Below are 17,194 nucleotides of genomic sequence, written 5' to 3'. Positions count from 1 at the left end.
TGTGGGGCAGGTGGGGCGTTTGTCGTGCATATGACGAGAGAGCATATAAATTTCTTTTGCTCACTAGAAGCTGATAAATTGCTTTGGTGCACACCACCGGTTGCCGCTCGGGAATACCCTGAACCGGTACGCACGGTCGGGTACAGGGTTTCCACGGATCACGCATTGCCGCCATGAAATACCATCAGTTGAAAGCGTTCGTCACCGTCGCGGAAGAAGGGAGTATTCGCGCGGCCGCGCGGCGCCTGAACGTGTCGCCGGCGGCGCTGACGAAGGCGGTCAAGGAACTGGAGATCGCGCTCGGCGTGTCGCTCGTCGTGCGTACCGCGCGTGGTGTGCAACTCACCGCGTTCGGTCAGCAACTGCAGGTGCGCGCGCGGCTGATCGTCGCCGAGATGCAGCGTGCCCGCGACGACATCGAGCAGGCGCAGGGGGCGCTGACGGGCTCCGTCTCGGCGGCGATCACGCCGGCCGCCGCCGTGACGATCCTGCCCGATGCGTTTCGCGCGTTCCGGCGGCGCTTTCCGGTGGCGCGCGTCAACCTGATCGAAGGGTTTCCGGGCGTCGCGCTGCCACGCCTGCACGACGGTTCGCTCGATTTCGCGGTGGTCGTCGTCGTGCCCGAATTGCTGGCGGCCGAGTTCGATCATGCGGAGCTTTATGCGAGCCGTTCGTTGATCGTCGCGCGCAAGGGGCATCCGCTCGCGTCGGCCACGTCGCTCGCCGATCTCGTCGAGGCCGACTGGCTGATGAATCCGTCGCCGGAAAGCTCGACGCAGGCGCTGTTCAATTCGTTCGTCACGTACGGTCTGCCGGTGCCGGCGCGCGTCGTCGAATGCCCGAGCTTCGGGCTCGCGCACCGTCTGTTGACGGGTTGCGACCTGATTGCGTCGATGCCGGAGCAGCTGTTGGAAGGGGAGTGGGCGCGCGATGAATTGGCGGTGCTGCCGATTCGCGAGCGGTTGCCGGCCGTGTCGGTGCAGGTCGTGACGCGTCGCGACAGCCCGTTGACGCCGGCCGCGGCGATGCTGCTCGACTGCCTGCGCGATTCCGCGCGACGCAAGGGGCTGCGGTAAGCCGATGCCTGCCGATCGCGAGCGTCATCGCGTAGTGATCCTGATGATCTGGCGCCGCTGCCGTTTCACGGGATGACGCGGGCGTAGCGGCGTGCGGTTGCGGCGTGCGTCGCGCGAGCCGGTATCATAGCGACCGGCCCGCCGCTCCGGCCGGCCTCCAACAACATCGCCATCCGGCATCCAGCAATCAGAGGCATCACATGACCAGTGCAACCCAATTCGACAACGTATCGGTCGTCAAGCGCGCAAACGTCTACTTCGACGGCAAGTGCGTGTCGCATACCGTGCTCTTCCCGGACGGCACGCGCAAGACGCTCGGCGTGATCCTGCCGTGCGCGCTCAACTTCGGCACGGACGCCCCCGAATTGATGGAAGTGCAGGCCGGCAAGTGCCGCGTGAAGCTCGACGGCAGCAGCGAGTGGCAGACCTACGGCGCCGGCGAATCGTTCTCGGTGCCGGGCAAGAGCCGCTTCGACATCGAAGTGCTCGAGACGCTCGATTACGTCTGCAGCTACCTGTAAGCGCGGGCGGCAGAAAAAGAAAAGCCCCGCCGAAGCGGGGCTGTCGCAAGCGGATGGCGCAAGGCCATCCGAAGCGCCTGTTCTCGTGACTTACAGGCAGGCGTTGATGTCGCCGGCCGACGATGTATCGCCGCCGCGGAAACCGACCCAGGTTTTCGCGTTCGCGGCGTTGGCCGGACGCACCACGGCGGCGGCACCGTTCGGCGGCTGCTGGCCCGGCGCATAAACGGCCATCGCGAGGCCGTTCGCCAGTTCGTACTGCGACGTTACCTGTTGCTGCGACTTGTCGGCCCAGGTCTTGGCGATGCACTGCGCCACCTGGTCGGCGGGTTTCTGGCTTTGTCCCACGTTCTGCAGGGCAGAATCGGCTGCATGAGCAGAAAATGCCACGGTCAATGCGATGAGCGGTAAGTATTTTGCGTTCACGTTATTTCCCTCGAGTCGTGATTGATTGAGTGGGATGCGCAGCAGGACTGCGTGCAAGTGAGATCGCATCGAACAAGCACGGTTCCGGCTATTCCGAAACAAGTTGTTAACGCGCTTGCCAAACGGAGGCTCCGGTGCTTGGTGGCGCTGCTGCGGCACAACATGCATCGTGTGCGGCCCGTCGGTGGACGGGTGACGCGGCAACGACGTCATGCGTTGCCCGGTCGGCGCGCTGCCCGGTCGTGAGGTGAGGTGACGGCCACGGCGAGCGGCATGTCGGTGCATGCCGTGCCGCGACTCTTTATGTGATTGCGAATTGGAATGGCTGAATTGTTTGTTGGCCCCGTCGCATGGATACCATGATGACAAACTTTCGTCGGTTCGATTGTTAACCAACTTTAAACGCGGGAAGCAGCGGAATGCGATGCGGCGCGCGAGGTGCGCGCTGCATCGTGCAACGAGGTGGGGTGAGGGGGGCCGTGCGCGGCTGGCGTGCCGCGCAGGCTCGCGGCGTCAGCCGGCCTTGCGCGTGCCGGCGTCGCGCAGGTTGACCGGGACGACCGGGCGGAAGCGCTCGCGCTTCTGTTCGTCGTCGAAATGCTGGAGCGCGGGCTTGATCAGGTCGCTGCGCGACACGATGCCCGTGATGCGCAGCGATTGCTCGTCGTCGACGACCGGCAGGCGTTCGAGACCGAGCATCGCGAGTCGCGACGCGACGACGCGGCACGTTTCGTGCGCAAGCGCGACGGCGGGCGCGCGGTTGGCGAACGCGCCCGAGATCGGCGTGTCGGCTCCGGCTTGCGCGCGCTGCGCGTCGAGCGTCGCGCGATCGACGAGGCCGAGCAGGCGGCCGTTCTGCACGACCGGGTACGCGCGGTGCGTCTGCTTCGCGCCGAAGTACTGCGACTCGACGGTGTCGAGCGTCGACGCGCCGTCGATCGCGACCAGCAGATCGGCCGACGTCATCACTTCGGCGATGTCATGCCGTTCGAGCGGATCGACGCCGTATTCGCGATAGATGTGATAACCGCGGCGCGCGATCTTTTCCGTCATGATCGAGCGTTTCATCACGATGGTCGCGAAGCCGTGCGCGACGAGCGTCGCCGCGAGCAGCGGCAGCAGCGCGTTGGCATCGTGCGTGAGGCCGAACGCGAACACGATCGCGGTCAGCGGGGCGCCGAGCGTCGCGCCGAGCGTCGCGGCCATGCACACGAGCGGCCACAGCGCCGGATCTCCGCCCGGCAGCATCGGCGACAGCACGGTGCCGAGGCCCGCGCCGAGCATCAGCAGCGGGGCGAGCACACCACCCGACGTCCCCGAGCCGAGCGCGATCACCCACATCACGGCCTTCACGATCAGCAGCGCGAGCGCGATCTTCAGCGCGATGTGCTGGTGCAGCAGGTCGCCGATCACGTCGTAGCCGACGCCGAGCGCGCGCGGCTCGAGCCAGCCGCCGATGCCGATCACGATCGCGCCGAGCGCGGGCCACCACATCCAGTGCACGGGCAGCTTCGCGAAGGTGTCCTCGACGCGATACAGCGCAGCCGACAGGCCGCATGCGAGCATGCCCGACAGCAGGCCCGCGACGATGCACGACAGCAGCGCGACGGGCGTCGGCGCGGCCGTGGTCAGCGGAAACAGCGGATCGACGCCGAAGAACAGCGCGCGTGCAAAACCGGCCACCGCGCACGCGAGCGCGACCGGCAGGAAACTGCGCGGACGCCATTCGAACAGCAGCAGTTCGACCGCGAGCAGCACGGCGGCGACCGGCGTGCCGAACACGGCCGTCATGCCGGCGGCCGCACCCGCGACGAGCAGCGTCTTGCGCTCGGCGGCGGTCACGTGCACGCATTGCGCAATCAGCGAGCCGAGCGCGCCACCCGTCATGATGATCGGGCCTTCGGCGCCGAACGGGCCGCCGCTGCCGATCACGACGCCGGACGACAGCGGCTTGAGGATCGCGACCTTCGGCGACATGCGGCTCTTGCCGAACAGGATCGCCTCGATCGCTTCGGGAATGCCGTGGCCGCGAATCTTTTCCGAACCGAAGCGTGCCATCATCCCGACGATCAACCCGCCGATCACCGGCACGACGATCACCCACGCGCCAAGCGTGTTGTTCGCGGGAGAGCGGTCGGCGAACGAGAACTGCTGGAAGAAGAAGAGGTTCGTGAACAGGTGGATCAGGCTCAACAGCACGAACGCGGCAAGCGTGCTGAGGAGGCCGATCCCGGCGGCAAGCAACGCGATCCTGGGCAGGCGGTCGTTTGTCGAGAAATCGCGTTTGTGTGGAGCGTTCATCGGGGTGGCAAAGGCAAGGGTCAGTAATCTATCTGGGGAACCTGGAACGCGTCCTTGAGCGACTTCAGCTCGGCGCGATGCATGGCCGCGAGGCGGGCGAGCAGCGTCTCGCCGGCTTGTTCGAGGTGGACTTCGACCTGCCGGCGGTCCGCTTCGCTCGTCTTGCGCTTCACGAGCCCGAGCCCCTCGCAGCGCGTCACCAGCGCGACGACGCCGTGATGCTGCGCCTGCAGGCGTTCCGCGAGCTCGCCGATGGTCGCCCATTCGCGGTGCGGATAACCCTTGATGTGCAGCAGCAGCAGGTATTGCAGCGGCGTCACGCCTTCGCTTTGCGCGGCGCGTTCGGAGAAGCGCTCGAAGCGGCGCATCTGGTAGCGGAACTCGGACAGTTGCTGGAAATCGCTTTTGTTCAGCGCGCGTCGGGTATCGTTCATCGAGGTCGGTCGGGCAGTCGGTTTCGGTAGCGGTAAATATATCACAATATGATATAAATGGCCGAATTGAAGCGAAATGAATCCACTCGCGTCGCGTCGGCGCGTTGCGCCTGCGCTAAGCGGCCTCGAGCATTTGCGTCTGCCGGTAGAGGCCCGTCACGAGATCCGTCTGCGTCATGATCCCGACGAGCCGGCGCGATGCGTCGACGACGGGAATGTGGTGATGGCCCGAATGCGTGAACAGCGGCACGAGCGCCGTGATCGGCATCGTTTGCGGCACGAACGCGACGTCGCGCGTCATCACGGTGGCGACGCTGGCGGGCTGGCCGCCGAGCGATTGCGGCAGCCGTGCGGACAGGCGTTGCCACAGCGGGGTCGGGCGGCGCAACTGGCGCGTGAGGTCGGCGCGCGTGACGATGCCGGTCAGGCGGCCGTCGCCGTCGACGACGGGCAGTGCCTTCACGCGGTGGCGGTCGAGCAGCGTGAGCGCGGCCGTCACCGACGTCGACGGCGCGACCTCGATCGCATTCTTCGTCATCAGGTCGGCGCACGTGAGCTGGCCGAACGTGCGCGTATAAGCCTGCATCTCGGTTTCGCGCAGCAGCGTTTCGAGATCGTCCGGATCGACGTCGAGCCATTCGCTGCGGCGCTTCAGTACCGCGTCGAGGTCGCTGCGCGTGAAGCCGCCGCGCGCCGGGGCGGCGGCGCCTGCCTGCGGTTTTGCTTCGGGACGCACGCCGCCGTGCGGGTAGCGGTGCCCGGTCAGCGCGTGATAGGCGAGCGCGGCGGATAGCAGGATCGCCGATTGCAGCGCGATCGGCTCCAGCACGAAACTGAACCCGAGCGCATGGATTGCCGGGCCGCCGACCACGGCCGTGAGCGCGACGGCGCCCGACGGCGGGTGCACGCAGCGCAGCACGAACATGCCGCCGATCGCACACGCGATCGCGACCGCGGCGGCCGTGATCGGATCGGCGATCCATAACGCGCACGCGACACCGACCGTCGCCGCGACCAGATTGCCGCCGATGATCGACCACGGTTGCGCGAGCGGACTCGCCGGCACCGCGAACAGCAGCACGGCCGACGCCCCCATCGGCGCGACGAGCAGCGGCACGAGGCCCGGCACGCCGGGCAGCAGCCGCATCGTGACGCCGACCGTCGCGATGCCGACGAGCGCGCCCGTGCACGAGCGCAGGCGCTCGCGCCAGCCGAGCGACATCGGATGGGGAATGAAGCTGTGCAGCCATTGCCGCAAGGTGCGGCGCGACGAAGAGGAGCCTGACGACATGGACGGTAAGCGGTAAAAATGACAGCGCGGACGCGCGCGGCGACAAGCGCGGAATTATATCGCGTTGTGATATAAATTGTCGCGGTGCATCAAGCCGTTGCACGTGCGCGACGCGCGACACTTGCAAAAACCTTTCTTCGGAAGAAAGCTTGAGCGCCGGGCAAGCGCGCAAGTTTGTCCGCGGCGGCGTACAATTCGGGCCACTGAATCCCCCGTTATCCCAGAATCACGTACGCGATGCCCGCTCTCCCGCCTTTCTCCCGGCACGGTGATCGATTCGACGTGGTTCGCGGCCGCGTTCCGTTCCCCACCTGACGCGAGCGCCGCCGACGCCTCCCCACTGACTCTCCCCAAGCCAATTCAATGGACATGCTCGAAAACATGCGCCTGTTCGTGCGCGTTGTCGAAGCCGGCAGTTTTACTGCGGTCGCGAAGGAAATCGACGCGACCACCGCGCAGGTGTCGCGCGCGGTATCGAACCTCGAAGCGCACGTACAGACGCGCCTGCTGCATCGCACGACGCGCCATCTCGGCCTCACCGAAAGCGGCGAACGCTATTTCGAGCGCGCGAAATCGATCCTCGCGGAAATCGACTACGCGAACGCGGAGGCGCGCAACGCGCTGCTGCGGCCGAGCGGCAAGATGCGCATCCATGCGATGACGGGGCTCGGGCAGAGTCATGTCGTGTCGTCGATCGTCCGCTATCAGGAGGACAACCCCGACGTGTCGGTCGAACTGACGCTCGCGCAGCGGATGCCGAATCTCGTCGAGGAGGGCTACGACGTGTCGATCGTGACGGCGTCGCAGTTGCCCGACTCGGGTTATGTCGCGCAGACCTGCGGCACGAGCTGCAGCGTGCTGGTCGCGTCGCGCGAATACCTGGCGCGTCACGGCACGCCGCAGTCGCCCGACGAATTGCCGAACCACGTGTGCCTGCGCCTCGATACGCCCGCATCGCCGGCCGGCGAATGGCGGCTCGAGCGCAACGACGGTGAGGAGACTGTCTACGAACTGCAGCCGGCACCGTTCCAGGTCAACGTGCCGGACGCGCTGTGCGTCGCGGTGCGCGCCGGGCGCGGGATCGCGTGCGTCGCGTTGTATACGGTGCTCGACGACATCCGCGAGGGGCGGTTGATTCGCGTGCTGCCCGAGTACCGGCTGCAGACGGTGAGCGTGTATGCGGTCTACGCGACGCGCCGTTATCTCGACGCGAAGATCCGCACGTTCCTCGACCACCTGCGCACGACGCTCACGCCCGCGCTGGAGAACGACCTGCGCGAACTCGACCGGTTGAAGATCGAGCACACGCCGGGCGGCCGCAAGCGCGCTTGACGGCATGCACGGTCCGAACCGCGTGCGCCGCGGCCAGGTTCATGCGCGCGGCGTGATGCGAATCCGCTCGAAGCGGCCCGCGAGCCATGCGTACGCGACGATGCCGATCAGCCCGTGCGCGGCGACGAACCACAATGCGCCGGCGAACGAACCCGTGCTGGCGACGAAATAACCGATCACGAGCGGCGTGACGATCCCGGCGATGTTGCCGAGGCCGTTGAACACGCCGCCGCTCAGGCCGACCATCCCTTCCGGCGCCGTGTCGGCGAGCACGGCCCAGCCGACCGCCGCGAGCCCCTTGCCGAAGAACGCGATCGTCATCAGCGCGATCACGACGGCGTTCGACGATGCGCCGTTCGCCAGCACCAGCAGTGTCGCCATTGCCATCCCCACGACGAACGGCGTCTTGCGCGCCCGCGACGGGTGCATGCCGCGCCGGATCAGCCAGTCCGACAGCACGCCGCCGAGCACGCCGCCCGTGAACCCGCAGATCGCCGGCAGCGCGGCGACCCAGCCGGCTTCCATGATCGTCATCCCGCGTCCCTTGATCAGGTAGATCGGGAACCACGTGATGAAGAAGTAGGTGAGCGCCGTGATGCAGTACTGGCCGATATAGATCGCCCACAGGTTCCGGTGGCGAAACAGTTGCGACACGTCGTGCCACGACACGCGCGGCCGATGGCGCACGCGGTTCGCCTCGAGATCGACGAGCGCGCCGTGTGCGCGCAGGTAGTCGCGCTCCGCGTCGCTCACGCGCGGGTGGCCATGCGGCTCGCGATACCACGCGAACCACAGCGCGGCGAGCGCGACGCCGAGCAGCCCCATCCACAGGAATACGTGTTCCCAGCCGAGCGCATGCGTGAGCCACGCCATCGCCGGCGTGAACAGCACGACGGCCATGTATTGCGCGGAATTGAACAGCGCCGACGCCGTGCCGCGTTCGGCGGTCGGGAACCAGCATGCGACGATTCGCGAATTGGCCGGGAATGCGGGCGATTCGACGAGGCCGAGCATGAAGCGCATCGCGAACAGCGCGAGCGTCGCGGACGCACCCTGCACGGCAAGCCAGCCGACCGTGCCCTGCAGCATCGTGAAACCCGACCACAGCAGCAGGCTCAGGCCGTATACGCGTCGCGCGCCGAAGCGGTCGAGCAGCCAGCCGCCGGGGATCTGGCCGATTGCATAGGCCCAGGCGAATGCCGAAAAGACGATGCCGAGCTGCACGGGCGTCAGCCCGAGGTCGTGCGCAACGCCGGTGCCGGCGATCGACATCGTCGCGCGGTCCGCATAGTTGATGACGGTGACCGCGAAAATCAGCGCGAGGACGGCATAACGGACGCGGCCGATCGTACGCGAGGCGGCGGGCGACGCGGCGAGGGCGGCGCCGCTGGATCGATTGGGCATGCGTGTCTCCTGGCCTCCGTCGTGCGGAGGCATCCGGTGTTGTAACGGGAGCGTGCGGCGGTCAGCGCGTGACGCTGGTCGGCGGGCGCTGGCCCGCGAAGCACGCGGCCAGGTTGGCAAGCACGATCCGGCCCATCTCGTCGCGTGTCTCGCGCGTGGCACTCGCTCGATGCGGCTGCACGACGACGCGGTCGAGCTCGAGCAGCGCGGCCGGCACGCGAGGCTCGTTCGCGAACACGTCGAGACCGGCGCCGGCGATCGTGCCGTCGGCGAGCGCGCGCACGAGCGCGGCTTCGTCGACCAGCTTGCCGCGCGCGACATTGATCAGGAATCCTTTGGGACCGAGCGCGGCGAGCACGTCGGCCGTCACGAGCACGTTGCCGTGATCGGCCGATGCCGCGATCACGAGCACGTCGCTGTCGCGCGCGAGCGCGGCGAGGTCGGGCACGAAGCGATAGCCGCTGTCGCGGTGTTCGCGCGGGCCGAAGTAGCTGACGGGCATCCGGAACGCCTGCGCGCGCTCGGCGACCGCGCGCCCGACACGGCCGAGGCCGACGATGCCGAGCCGCTTGCCGGTCACCTGCGTCGCGAGCGGCTGGGCCGTCTTGCCCCAGCGGCCGGCGCGCACAATCCGCTCGCCGATGCCGAGGTCGCGCAGGGTCATCAGGATCAGCCCCATCGCCATGTCGGCGACGTCGTCGGTCAGCACGTCGGGCGTCGTCGTCACGTGGATGCCGCGTGCCCGCGCGCGGTCGAGATCGACGGCGTCGGTGCCGATGCCGCTGATCGCGACGATTTCGAGCGCGCTCAGCCGGTCCATCAGCGCGGCGGACAGCCCGTTCGCACCGCCGGTGACGACGCCGCGGATCCGCGATGCAACGCGATCGAGCAGCGCGTCCGGGTGTTCGGCCGCATACAGCCGGTGCACGGCGTAGCGGGCGGACAGTTCGGCGTCGATGGCGTCGGGGAGCGGCTGGGTGAGCAGGATGTCGATGGTCATGAAGGTCTCGGTCGTCGTGCGCGGCGCGGGCCGTGCATCAGGTGCAACCGAGTATAGAAATCGTATCGATATCGGTCTAACATCAAAAGACTATCGATTGATTCAAGAATTGGATGATTGAACTGCACCAGCTTCGCTGCTTCGTCGCGGTCGCCGAGGAACTGCATTTCGGCCGCGCGGCCAGGCGGCTCTTCATGACCCAGCCGCCGCTCAGCCGGCAGATCCAGCTGCTCGAGCACGCGCTCGGCATCGCGCTGCTCGAGCGCAGCAGCCGGCAGGTCAGGCTGACCGCGGCCGGCGAGCGCTTCCTGCGCGATGCGCGGCACATCCTCGAATTCTCCGCACGAGCCGAGCAGGCCGCGCAGCGCGTCGCGCACGGCGGGGCCGGCCGGATCACGCTCGGCTTCACGGCCGTCAGTGCCTACCGGATGATTCCGGAGTTGCTCGCGCACGCGGCGCATGCGCTGCCGGACGTCGATATCGAGTTGCGCGAGATGGTGTCGACCGTGCAGATCGACGCGCTCGCGTCGCGGATGCTCGACGCGGGTTTCGTGCGCCAGCGCGCCGCGCGCCAGCCGCTCGAATACCGGCTCGTGCAGCGCGAACCGATGCTCGTCGCGGTGGCGGAAGGCGCGCCGCTCGCCGCGTACGAGCAGATCGGCCCCGACGAGCTCGACCGGCAGCCGTTCATCGCGTATTCGCCGAACGAGGGAAAGTATTTCCACGACATGATCTCGGGGATGTTCGCGGGCGCCGGGCGGCTGCCGAACTACCTGCACTACGTCGGGCAGACGCATACGATTCTCGGCCTCGTGCGCGCGGGGCTCGGGGCGGCGCTCGTGCCGGCGTCGGCGCGCGAGCTGCACGTCGACGGCGTGATGTTCCGGCCGCTGGCGGGCGTCGACGCGGCGGCCGAGCTGTATCTTGCGTGGCGCGCCGACAACGACAATCCGGCGCTGCCGGTGTTCAACGCGATGGTCGAACGGTTTCTCGCGCAGGAGCAGGACGGCGCGGCGGCGTAGCGCGTTCGCGTTGTGTCACAAGCTTTCAATCCGGAAGCTTGCGGTGCCGCGATGGCAAGCAATCCTGAGCGAGCGCGGGATGGATCGATCGCAGGAATCCTTTCCGTTTCGAAAGCTGATGCGGTGCCCGTGTTCCATCGCAGGAACGGAGCGGGCCGTACTCGTTCACGCGACCTTCCGGGAGGCGCCGCGCGGATCGCTTGACGCTGCATGCCGGTCGGCGCAGGATACGTCCGTGCATTTGGAGCGGGACGCGCCGGCCGCGCGGTTCCTGCACCCGCGACACGCAAAAGAACAACGATGAGCCTTTACGTACTCGTACCGGAATACCGGCCCCGCCTCCGTCGGCCCGCCGGAACTACGTTTCACCCGACGCCCGTCGCGTCACGTATCCGTCATCCCGTTTCGTACCGTGCATCGGTACACTCTCCCGTTTGCGCGATGGCCGCGACGATGAACGGCGCCGCTCCGACCCGCCGCATCGCGCCGCAGCCCGCTACCCCCGATCACCGCATCCTGAACGGCACCTACACCGGCGTCTCGTGACGCCCGCCGGCGCCTGTCGTCGTATTGCGCCGCCGGCTGTCCTGACCGTCCGGCGGCCCCGGAGTCCGAAGCATTTCGATTCAGCTTGAAGAAGCAAATTCACGCAGTTCGGTTCGAGGTTCAAGGAGAAAAACTCATGTCGCAGCTTTCGAATGAAGAAGCAAACGGCAGTTCGGGGAGTGGCAAGGTAAAGCTGGTCAAGTGGGCGATCATCATTGCCGGCGTCGCGATCGCGGCACCGGCCGCGCTGTTCATCCTGAAGGGGATGATCGCGCTGATCACGGCGGGCGTCATCGGCCTCGGCGCGATCTATTTCGCGCCGGTCGTCGCGATGAAGTTCGCGAACCAGAAGGTGAGGATGATCGTCGAGGAGGCGCAGGCGAATCCGATCGAGACGCTCATCAACCAGCTCGCGGAAAAGCGCCAGGCGGCGCAGAAATTCGCGGACAGCATCACCGCGTTCCGCACCGAGGTGAAGAACTTCGAGAGCAAGACGGAGCTGTTCGAGAAGCAGTATCCGGACGACGCGCCGCGCTTCCGGTCGCAGCTCGACACGATGAAGCAGCTCCTCGCGTTTCGCGAAGGCCGCTACAAGCAGGTGCAGGCGGAACTGAAGAACTTCGCGTCGGCGATCGACCGCGCGAAGGCGATGTGGGACATGTCTCAGGCGGCGCAGCAGATGAACAAGCTCGCGGGCCGGCAGGCGTCCGACACGTTCGAGCAGATCAAGACCGACGTGGCCGTCGATTCGGTCATGCGCTCGGTCAACAAGGCGTTCTCCGAAATGGAGACGTCGCTGATGGATAACCCCGAGGTCAAGCAGGCGCAGCAGCAGGCGGTGATGAACGGCAGCCATGTGCCCGCGCCCGATGCGGCGAATCCCGCTTCGTTGCCGTCGAAACAACAATAACTTCCTGCAGGCACGCAACCATGAAAAAACTTCTTGGCGCAGTCGCGTTTCTGGTAGTGCTCGTCGGCGTATGGATCGTCCATCAGGGCGGCCTGTCGACGCTGATTCCCGCGCATGACGCGGCCCCGTCCTCGACGTCCGCCCAGACGGGCGACACGGGCCAGCCCGCGCAGCCGTCGGCCAGCGTGCTGCCGGCCGGCTTCACGCCGCAGGCCAGCGCGCTGAAGTCGATTGCCGAAAACGGCATCGTGCGGATCTCGGTGCAGAACCCGAGCGAGCCGTTCTTCGGCGAGGACAAGGGCGCCCCGCACGGCTTCAACGTCGAATTCGCGCGGCTGCTGTTCGCGGATCCGTCGTTCTCGCACGGCGGCAAGCCGATCGCCGTCGATACGCGTCACGAGGTCGACACGTACCCGGGCGTGCCGAAGCAACTGCTCGACACCGATGCCAAGGGGAACCACGTCGTCGACGTGGCGATGGACGGGCTGACGTTCCCGGACAACACGCCTTCGGGCGTCGTCTATTCGGTGCCGTACGTCGACGATTTCGGCTATTCGCTGATCGTGCGGCAAGGCTCCGCGATCCGCTCGATCGACGATCTCGCGGGCAAGACGGTCGGCATCCTGAAGGGCGACCCCGACGTGCGCGCGTTCGTCACGCGCCAGTATCCGAACGTCCGGTTCGTCGAGGTCGACGATTCCGATCCGGCCTTCATCGCGAAGAGCATCGACGGCCATACGGTCGACGCGTTCATCTACGACTACCCGTTCGCGGTCAGCTCGATCAAGGACACCGACCTGAAGTTCGCGGTGACCAAGCTCGACGGCTCGAACATCGCGTACAAGATCGGCGTGCGCGCCGACGACCAGGATCTGCTGATCTACCTGAACGCCGCAATCGCGAAGCTCAAGCAGTCGCCGCAGTATCTCGACCTGCTGCGCAAGTACTTCGTCAGCGACCAGGCGGTGACGACCGCGGCCGCGTCGGGCGAGCTCACCTATGTGGTGAAGGCGGGCGACACGCTGAACATGATCGCGGCGAGCAAGCTCGGCAGCGGCCAGCGTTATCGCGAGATCCAGCGCCGCAACAACCTCGCCAACCCGAACCTGATCCTGGCGGGCCAGCATCTGGTGATTCCGGTCCGGTAACGATGGCGTGACGTGAACGAAGACGGGTGAAGGGACGTAAAAAAACGCGGCCCGGCGGAGTGATCCGCCGGGCCGCGCGTTTTCGGGCGTCAGTGCGTGACCGACAGGAACAGGTACGCGGCGAACAGCGACAGGTGCACGACGCCGTGCAGCACCGTCGTGCGCCCCTGGCTGAGCGTCAGTGTGCTGACCAGCAAGGTGAGCGCCAGCAGCACGGTTTCCATCGGCCCGATGCCGAGCGTGAGCGGCTGGCCGATCCAGATGAACACGGCCGCGACAGTCGGGATCGTGAGCCCGATGCTCGCGAGCGCGGAACCGAGCGCGAGGTTCATGCTGGTCTGCAGGCGGTTCGCGCGCGCGGCGGTGACGGCCGCGAGTGCTTCCGGCAGCAGCACGAGCGCGGCGATCACGATGCCGACCGCGGCTTCGGGCGCGCCAAGCTTCAGCACGGCGTGCTCGACGGCCGGCGACAGCAGCTTCGCGAGCAGCACGACCGCGACGAGGCTCACGAACAGCAGGACCATGCTGATGATGGCGGTACGCGTGCTCGGCGCCGCGGCGTGCACCGACTCGTTTGCGCTGTCGTGCGCGGCGAGGAAGTAGTCGCGGTGGCGCACGGTCTGGACGAACACGAATGCGCCGTACAGCACGAGCGACGATACGCCGGCAAACGCGAGCTGCGATTTCGAAAAGAACGGGCCCGGCGCGGCGCTCAGGTAGTTCGGCATCACGAGCGACAGCACGGACAGCGAAGCCAGCACCGCGAGCGCCTTGCTCGCGCCGCGCCCCTGGAAGTCCTGTTCGCCGTGCTTCCACGCGCCCACCAGCAGGCAGATGCCGACGATGCCGTTGCAGATGATCATCACCGCGGCGAATACGGTGTCGCGCGCGAGGCCCGATTTCTCGGGGCCCGCGCCGAGCATCACGGACACGATCAGCGCGACTTCGATGACGGTCACGGCAATCGCGAGCACCAGCGTGCCGAACGGTTCGCCGACGCGGTGGGCGACGACTTCCGCATGATGGACGGCGGCGAACACGGCGCCGGCGAGTGCGGCGGCAAGCACCGCGATGACGAGGCCTTCGGCCGGCACGACGCGCGACAGCGCGAGTACCAGCCATGCGGCAAGCGGGGCCCAGAGGGTCCAGCGCGGGAGCTGGTTGGACGAGAGCGGCATGGAGGGTTTCCTTATGCGAGTGGCGGCGCGCGACGCGCCATCACGGGGTGACGAAGCCCGGCCGTACTATCCGCCGAACGAGGACGATGAAACCGAAGGGTGGCGGCGCGTAACGGCGCTGCCATGCGTTCGCCGCCATGAGGCGGCGAGGGGCGCGGGCGGGCCGAAGCCCGTCGCTGGATGAAGCGGTTCGATGCGGCTGGCCGCGGACGGCGACGCGAGCACACGTGATGACGCGCCGGCCGGAGGCTCGGTTCCGACCCTGAAAGGGCGGCGGACGATGGACAGCGGTGGTGGCGCAGCACGCGGTTTCCCCCTGAAATCCGGCGGTTTGTCGAATTTTATCAGGCGTTTGGGGGCCACTATCTCATATTCGAACGCTTACGTTGACCTTTCGGTTTACAAAAAGTGCCCCAATCCTTCATTTTTTTGTCTTTGCAGTTTCCGTAACGGTCTCTTGCACGACAAATTCGGGCTCGCCCTGACATAAATCTACCGACCGGTCGGTTTATAATCGCTCGCACCTCCACTTCATGACGGATCGCAAGCGATGGCTGTTTCCTCTGCACATTCGGTGAACTCGGGCGCGCTGGCGCCGTCGGCCGTCGTCGGCGTGATCGGCGCCGGCGCGATGGGTGCGGGCATCGCGCAGGTCGCGGCGGCGGCCGGCCATACGGTGCTGCTGTACGACCTGAACGAAGCGGCCTGCGACAAGGCGCTGGCCGGCATCCGCGCGCAGTTCGCGCGGCTTGCTGAGAAAGGCCGGCTCGAACCGGCGCAGGCCGATGCGGCCGGCAACCGGATCCGTGCGGTGCGCGCGCTGGCCGACTTCGCGGGGGCCGCGCTGATCGTCGAGGCGGCGGCCGAGCGGCTCGACGTGAAGCGCGAGATCTTCGCGACCCTCGAGGGTCATGTCGACGACGCGTGCCTGCTGACGACCAACACGTCGTCGATCTCGATCACGTCGATCGCGGCCGGGCTGCGCGTGCCGCAACGCGTCGCCGGCCTGCATTTCTTCAACCCGGCGCCGCTGATGGCGCTCGTCGAGGTGGTCAGCGGGCTCGCGACCGCGCCCGAGGTCGCGCAGGTCCTGTACGCGACCGCCGCCGCGTGGGGCAAAAAGCCCGTGATGGCGAAATCGACGCCCGGCTTCATCGTGAACCGCGTCGCGCGCCCGTATTACGCGGAGGCGCTGCGCGTGCTGAACGAGCAGGGCGGCACGCCGGCATCGATCGACGCGGTGATGCGCGAGGCCGGCGGTTTCCGGATGGGGCCGTTCGAGCTGATGGACCTGATCGGCCATGACGTGAACTTCGCGGTGACCGAGTCGGTCTTCCGCGCGTACTTCAACGATCCGCGCTACACGCCGTCGCTGATCCAGCAGGAACTCGTGAACGCGGGTTTCCTCGGGCGCAAGTCGGGGCGCGGCTTCTATTCATACGCGGACGGCGCGACGCCGCCCGCACCCGATCTCGAACCGCCGCGCGATGCGCCGACCGACGTCGTGCTGTACGCGCAGGACGGCCCGGCCGCCGCGCTGCATGCGCGCTTCGCCGAACGCATCGCGCTCGCCCGCCAGGCCGGCGCGCATCCGGACGACCTGCTCGCGACGGCCGGCCGCGCATCGATCGCGCTGACCGACGGCCGGACGGCAACCGCGCGTGCGGCGCAAACCGGTGTGGCCGATCTCGTGCTCGTCGACCTCGCGCGCGATTACGCACAGGCCGGGCTCGTCGCGCTGACGCGCGCGCTCCAGTGCGGCGATGCGGCGTATGCGGACGCGGTCGGCCTGATCCAGCAGGCGGGTTTTCGTGTGGTCGGCGTCGCGGACGTGCCGGGAATGGTCGCGATGCGCACCGTCGCGATGCTCGCGAACGAGGCGGCCGACACGGTGAACCAGGGCGTGTGCTCGCCCGCCGATCTCGATCTCGCGATGGAGAAGGGCGTGAACTACCCGTGCGGCCCGCTCGCGTGGGCCGATGCGATCGACATCGGCCGCGTGTTTCGCGTGCTGTCGAACCTCGCGGCGAGCTACGGCGAGGACCGCTATCGCGTGTCGCCGCGCATCGCCGCGCTGCATGCGGCCGGCCGCACGTTCCGGTCGTAGCCGCCGGCCCCGTCACTTCTATCACGATAACGACATCACTCCATTGGAGGAGCACCCCGATGACTCACCCTGCCGCCGCCCTCGAGCCGATCGAGACCGCCAGCCGCGACGAACTGCAGGCGCTGCAGCTCGAGCGCATGAAGTGGTCGCTGCGCCACGCGTACGACAACGTCCCGCACTATCGCCGCACGTTCGATGCGGCGGGCGTGCATCCGGACGACCTGAAGACGCTCGCCGATCTCGCGAAATTCCCGTTCTCGACGAAGAACGACCTGCGTGACAACTATCCGTTCGGGCTCTTCGCGGTGCCGCGCGAGCAGGTCGTTCTTCGTCGAGAACGGGAATTTCGCGAGATCGGCGAGCGTCTTCAGGTCGTCCGGATGCACGCCCGCCGCATCGAACGTGCGGCGATAGTGCGGGACGTTGTCGTACGCGTGGCGCAGCGACCACTTCATGCGCTCGAGCTGCAGCGCCTGCAGTTCATCGCGACTGGCGGTC

General features: G+C 67.2%; 14 protein-coding genes and 1 pseudogene. 8 read left to right on the top strand and 7 right to left on the bottom strand.

Annotated elements, in window-relative coordinates:
* The first annotated feature begins 173 nt into the window (after positions 1 to 173).
* Positions 174 to 1,076, top strand: a complete 903-nt coding sequence (locus VL15_RS38460; protein WP_048252123.1) for a LysR substrate-binding domain-containing protein — start codon at positions 174 to 176, stop codon at positions 1,074 to 1,076.
* Between the two features lie 200 nt (positions 1,077 to 1,276).
* The gene (locus VL15_RS38455; RefSeq protein ID WP_006478890.1) at positions 1,277 to 1,597 is read left to right on the top strand and encodes a pyrimidine/purine nucleoside phosphorylase; all 321 of its coding nucleotides are present in this window, start codon (positions 1,277 to 1,279) and stop codon (positions 1,595 to 1,597) included.
* 90 nt (positions 1,598 to 1,687) lie between these two features.
* On the opposite strand, the gene VL15_RS38450 is transcribed toward VL15_RS38455, so the two are convergent.
* From VL15_RS38450 to VL15_RS38435, 4 genes are all read right to left on the bottom strand, one after another.
* Complete coding sequence (locus tag VL15_RS38450) at positions 1,688 to 2,023, bottom strand: hypothetical protein (protein ID WP_048252122.1); 336 nt, start codon at positions 2,021 to 2,023, stop codon at positions 1,688 to 1,690.
* Between the two features lie 513 nt (positions 2,024 to 2,536).
* Positions 2,537 to 4,324, bottom strand: coding sequence for a chloride channel protein (locus VL15_RS38445; RefSeq protein ID WP_048252121.1), 1,788 nt, complete (start codon positions 4,322 to 4,324; stop codon positions 2,537 to 2,539).
* Between the two features lie 20 nt (positions 4,325 to 4,344).
* Positions 4,345 to 4,758 (bottom strand): MarR family winged helix-turn-helix transcriptional regulator, encoded by a 414-nt coding sequence (locus VL15_RS38440; protein WP_048252120.1) that lies wholly within the window; start codon positions 4,756 to 4,758, stop codon positions 4,345 to 4,347.
* A 115-nt stretch (positions 4,759 to 4,873) separates the two neighbouring features.
* The gene (locus VL15_RS38435; protein WP_048252119.1) at positions 4,874 to 6,049 is read right to left on the bottom strand and encodes an HPP family protein; all 1,176 of its coding nucleotides are present in this window, start codon (positions 6,047 to 6,049) and stop codon (positions 4,874 to 4,876) included.
* Between the two features lie 363 nt (positions 6,050 to 6,412).
* Between VL15_RS38435 and VL15_RS38430 the strand changes: the two genes are divergently transcribed.
* The gene (locus VL15_RS38430) at positions 6,413 to 7,381 is read left to right on the top strand and encodes a LysR family transcriptional regulator (RefSeq protein WP_048252118.1); all 969 of its coding nucleotides are present in this window, start codon (positions 6,413 to 6,415) and stop codon (positions 7,379 to 7,381) included.
* 39 nt (positions 7,382 to 7,420) lie between these two features.
* On the opposite strand, the gene VL15_RS38425 is transcribed toward VL15_RS38430, so the two are convergent.
* Both VL15_RS38425 and VL15_RS38420 read right to left on the bottom strand, forming a co-directional pair.
* Positions 7,421 to 8,785, bottom strand: coding sequence for an MFS transporter (locus VL15_RS38425; protein ID WP_048252117.1), 1,365 nt, complete (start codon positions 8,783 to 8,785; stop codon positions 7,421 to 7,423).
* A gap of 61 nt (positions 8,786 to 8,846) precedes the next feature.
* Complete coding sequence (locus VL15_RS38420; RefSeq protein WP_048252116.1) at positions 8,847 to 9,785, bottom strand: 2-hydroxyacid dehydrogenase; 939 nt, start codon at positions 9,783 to 9,785, stop codon at positions 8,847 to 8,849.
* A 113-nt stretch (positions 9,786 to 9,898) separates the two neighbouring features.
* Between VL15_RS38420 and VL15_RS38415 the strand changes: the two genes are divergently transcribed.
* From VL15_RS38415 to VL15_RS38405, 3 genes are all read left to right on the top strand, one after another.
* Positions 9,899 to 10,807: a LysR substrate-binding domain-containing protein gene (locus VL15_RS38415; RefSeq protein WP_048252115.1), complete on the top strand. Its 909-nt coding sequence runs from the start codon at positions 9,899 to 9,901 to the stop codon at positions 10,805 to 10,807.
* 682 nt (positions 10,808 to 11,489) lie between these two features.
* Entirely contained in the window at positions 11,490 to 12,263 is a 774-nt protein-coding gene (locus VL15_RS38410; RefSeq protein ID WP_048252114.1) for a hypothetical protein, read from the top strand.
* A 20-nt stretch (positions 12,264 to 12,283) separates the two neighbouring features.
* Positions 12,284 to 13,411, top strand: a complete 1,128-nt coding sequence (locus tag VL15_RS38405; protein WP_048252113.1) for a LysM peptidoglycan-binding domain-containing protein — start codon at positions 12,284 to 12,286, stop codon at positions 13,409 to 13,411.
* A gap of 89 nt (positions 13,412 to 13,500) precedes the next feature.
* On the opposite strand, the gene VL15_RS38400 is transcribed toward VL15_RS38405, so the two are convergent.
* Positions 13,501 to 14,589, bottom strand: coding sequence for a calcium:proton antiporter (locus VL15_RS38400; RefSeq protein WP_048252112.1), 1,089 nt, complete (start codon positions 14,587 to 14,589; stop codon positions 13,501 to 13,503).
* Positions 14,590 to 15,139: 550 nt separating this feature from the next.
* On the opposite strand from VL15_RS38400, the gene VL15_RS38395 reads away from it, so the two are divergent.
* Positions 15,140 to 16,696, top strand: a complete 1,557-nt coding sequence (locus VL15_RS38395; RefSeq protein ID WP_048252111.1) for a 3-hydroxyacyl-CoA dehydrogenase — start codon at positions 15,140 to 15,142, stop codon at positions 16,694 to 16,696.
* A gap of 59 nt (positions 16,697 to 16,755) precedes the next feature.
* Positions 16,756 to 17,194 (top strand): annotated as a pseudogene (locus tag VL15_RS43505) (hypothetical protein); the annotation flags it as partial.

Origin of the sequence: Burkholderia cepacia (assembly GCF_001039005.1) — a bacterium.
In the GTDB taxonomy this organism is placed as follows: domain Bacteria; phylum Pseudomonadota; class Gammaproteobacteria; order Burkholderiales; family Burkholderiaceae; genus Burkholderia; species Burkholderia theae.
Note: the sequence above shows the minus strand (reverse complement) of the source record. Positions and strands in the feature narration are given on the sequence as shown.

Bases quoted from the DNA above. Each gene is read 5' to 3' on its own strand.
- VL15_RS38460 (WP_048252123.1), top strand. From the start codon at position 174: ATGAAATACCATCAGTTGAAAGCGTTCGTCACCGTCGCGGAAGAAGGG.
- VL15_RS38455 (WP_006478890.1), top strand. From the start codon at position 1,277: ATGACCAGTGCAACCCAATTCGACAACGTATCGGTCGTCAAGCGCGCA.
- VL15_RS38445 (WP_048252121.1), bottom strand. From the start codon at position 4,324: ATGAACGCTCCACACAAACGCGATTTCTCGACAAACGACCGCCTGCCC.
- VL15_RS38440 (WP_048252120.1), bottom strand. From the start codon at position 4,758: ATGAACGATACCCGACGCGCGCTGAACAAAAGCGATTTCCAGCAACTG.
- VL15_RS38435 (WP_048252119.1), bottom strand. From the start codon at position 6,049: ATGTCGTCAGGCTCCTCTTCGTCGCGCCGCACCTTGCGGCAATGGCTG.
- VL15_RS38430 (WP_048252118.1), top strand. From the start codon at position 6,413: ATGGACATGCTCGAAAACATGCGCCTGTTCGTGCGCGTTGTCGAAGCC.
- VL15_RS38425 (WP_048252117.1), bottom strand. From the start codon at position 8,785: ATGCCCAATCGATCCAGCGGCGCCGCCCTCGCCGCGTCGCCCGCCGCC.
- VL15_RS38420 (WP_048252116.1), bottom strand. From the start codon at position 9,785: ATGACCATCGACATCCTGCTCACCCAGCCGCTCCCCGACGCCATCGAC.
- VL15_RS38415 (WP_048252115.1), top strand. From the start codon at position 9,899: ATGATTGAACTGCACCAGCTTCGCTGCTTCGTCGCGGTCGCCGAGGAA.
- VL15_RS38410 (WP_048252114.1), top strand. From the start codon at position 11,490: ATGTCGCAGCTTTCGAATGAAGAAGCAAACGGCAGTTCGGGGAGTGGC.
- VL15_RS38405 (WP_048252113.1), top strand. From the start codon at position 12,284: ATGAAAAAACTTCTTGGCGCAGTCGCGTTTCTGGTAGTGCTCGTCGGC.
- VL15_RS38400 (WP_048252112.1), bottom strand. From the start codon at position 14,589: ATGCCGCTCTCGTCCAACCAGCTCCCGCGCTGGACCCTCTGGGCCCCG.
- VL15_RS38395 (WP_048252111.1), top strand. From the start codon at position 15,140: ATGGCTGTTTCCTCTGCACATTCGGTGAACTCGGGCGCGCTGGCGCCG.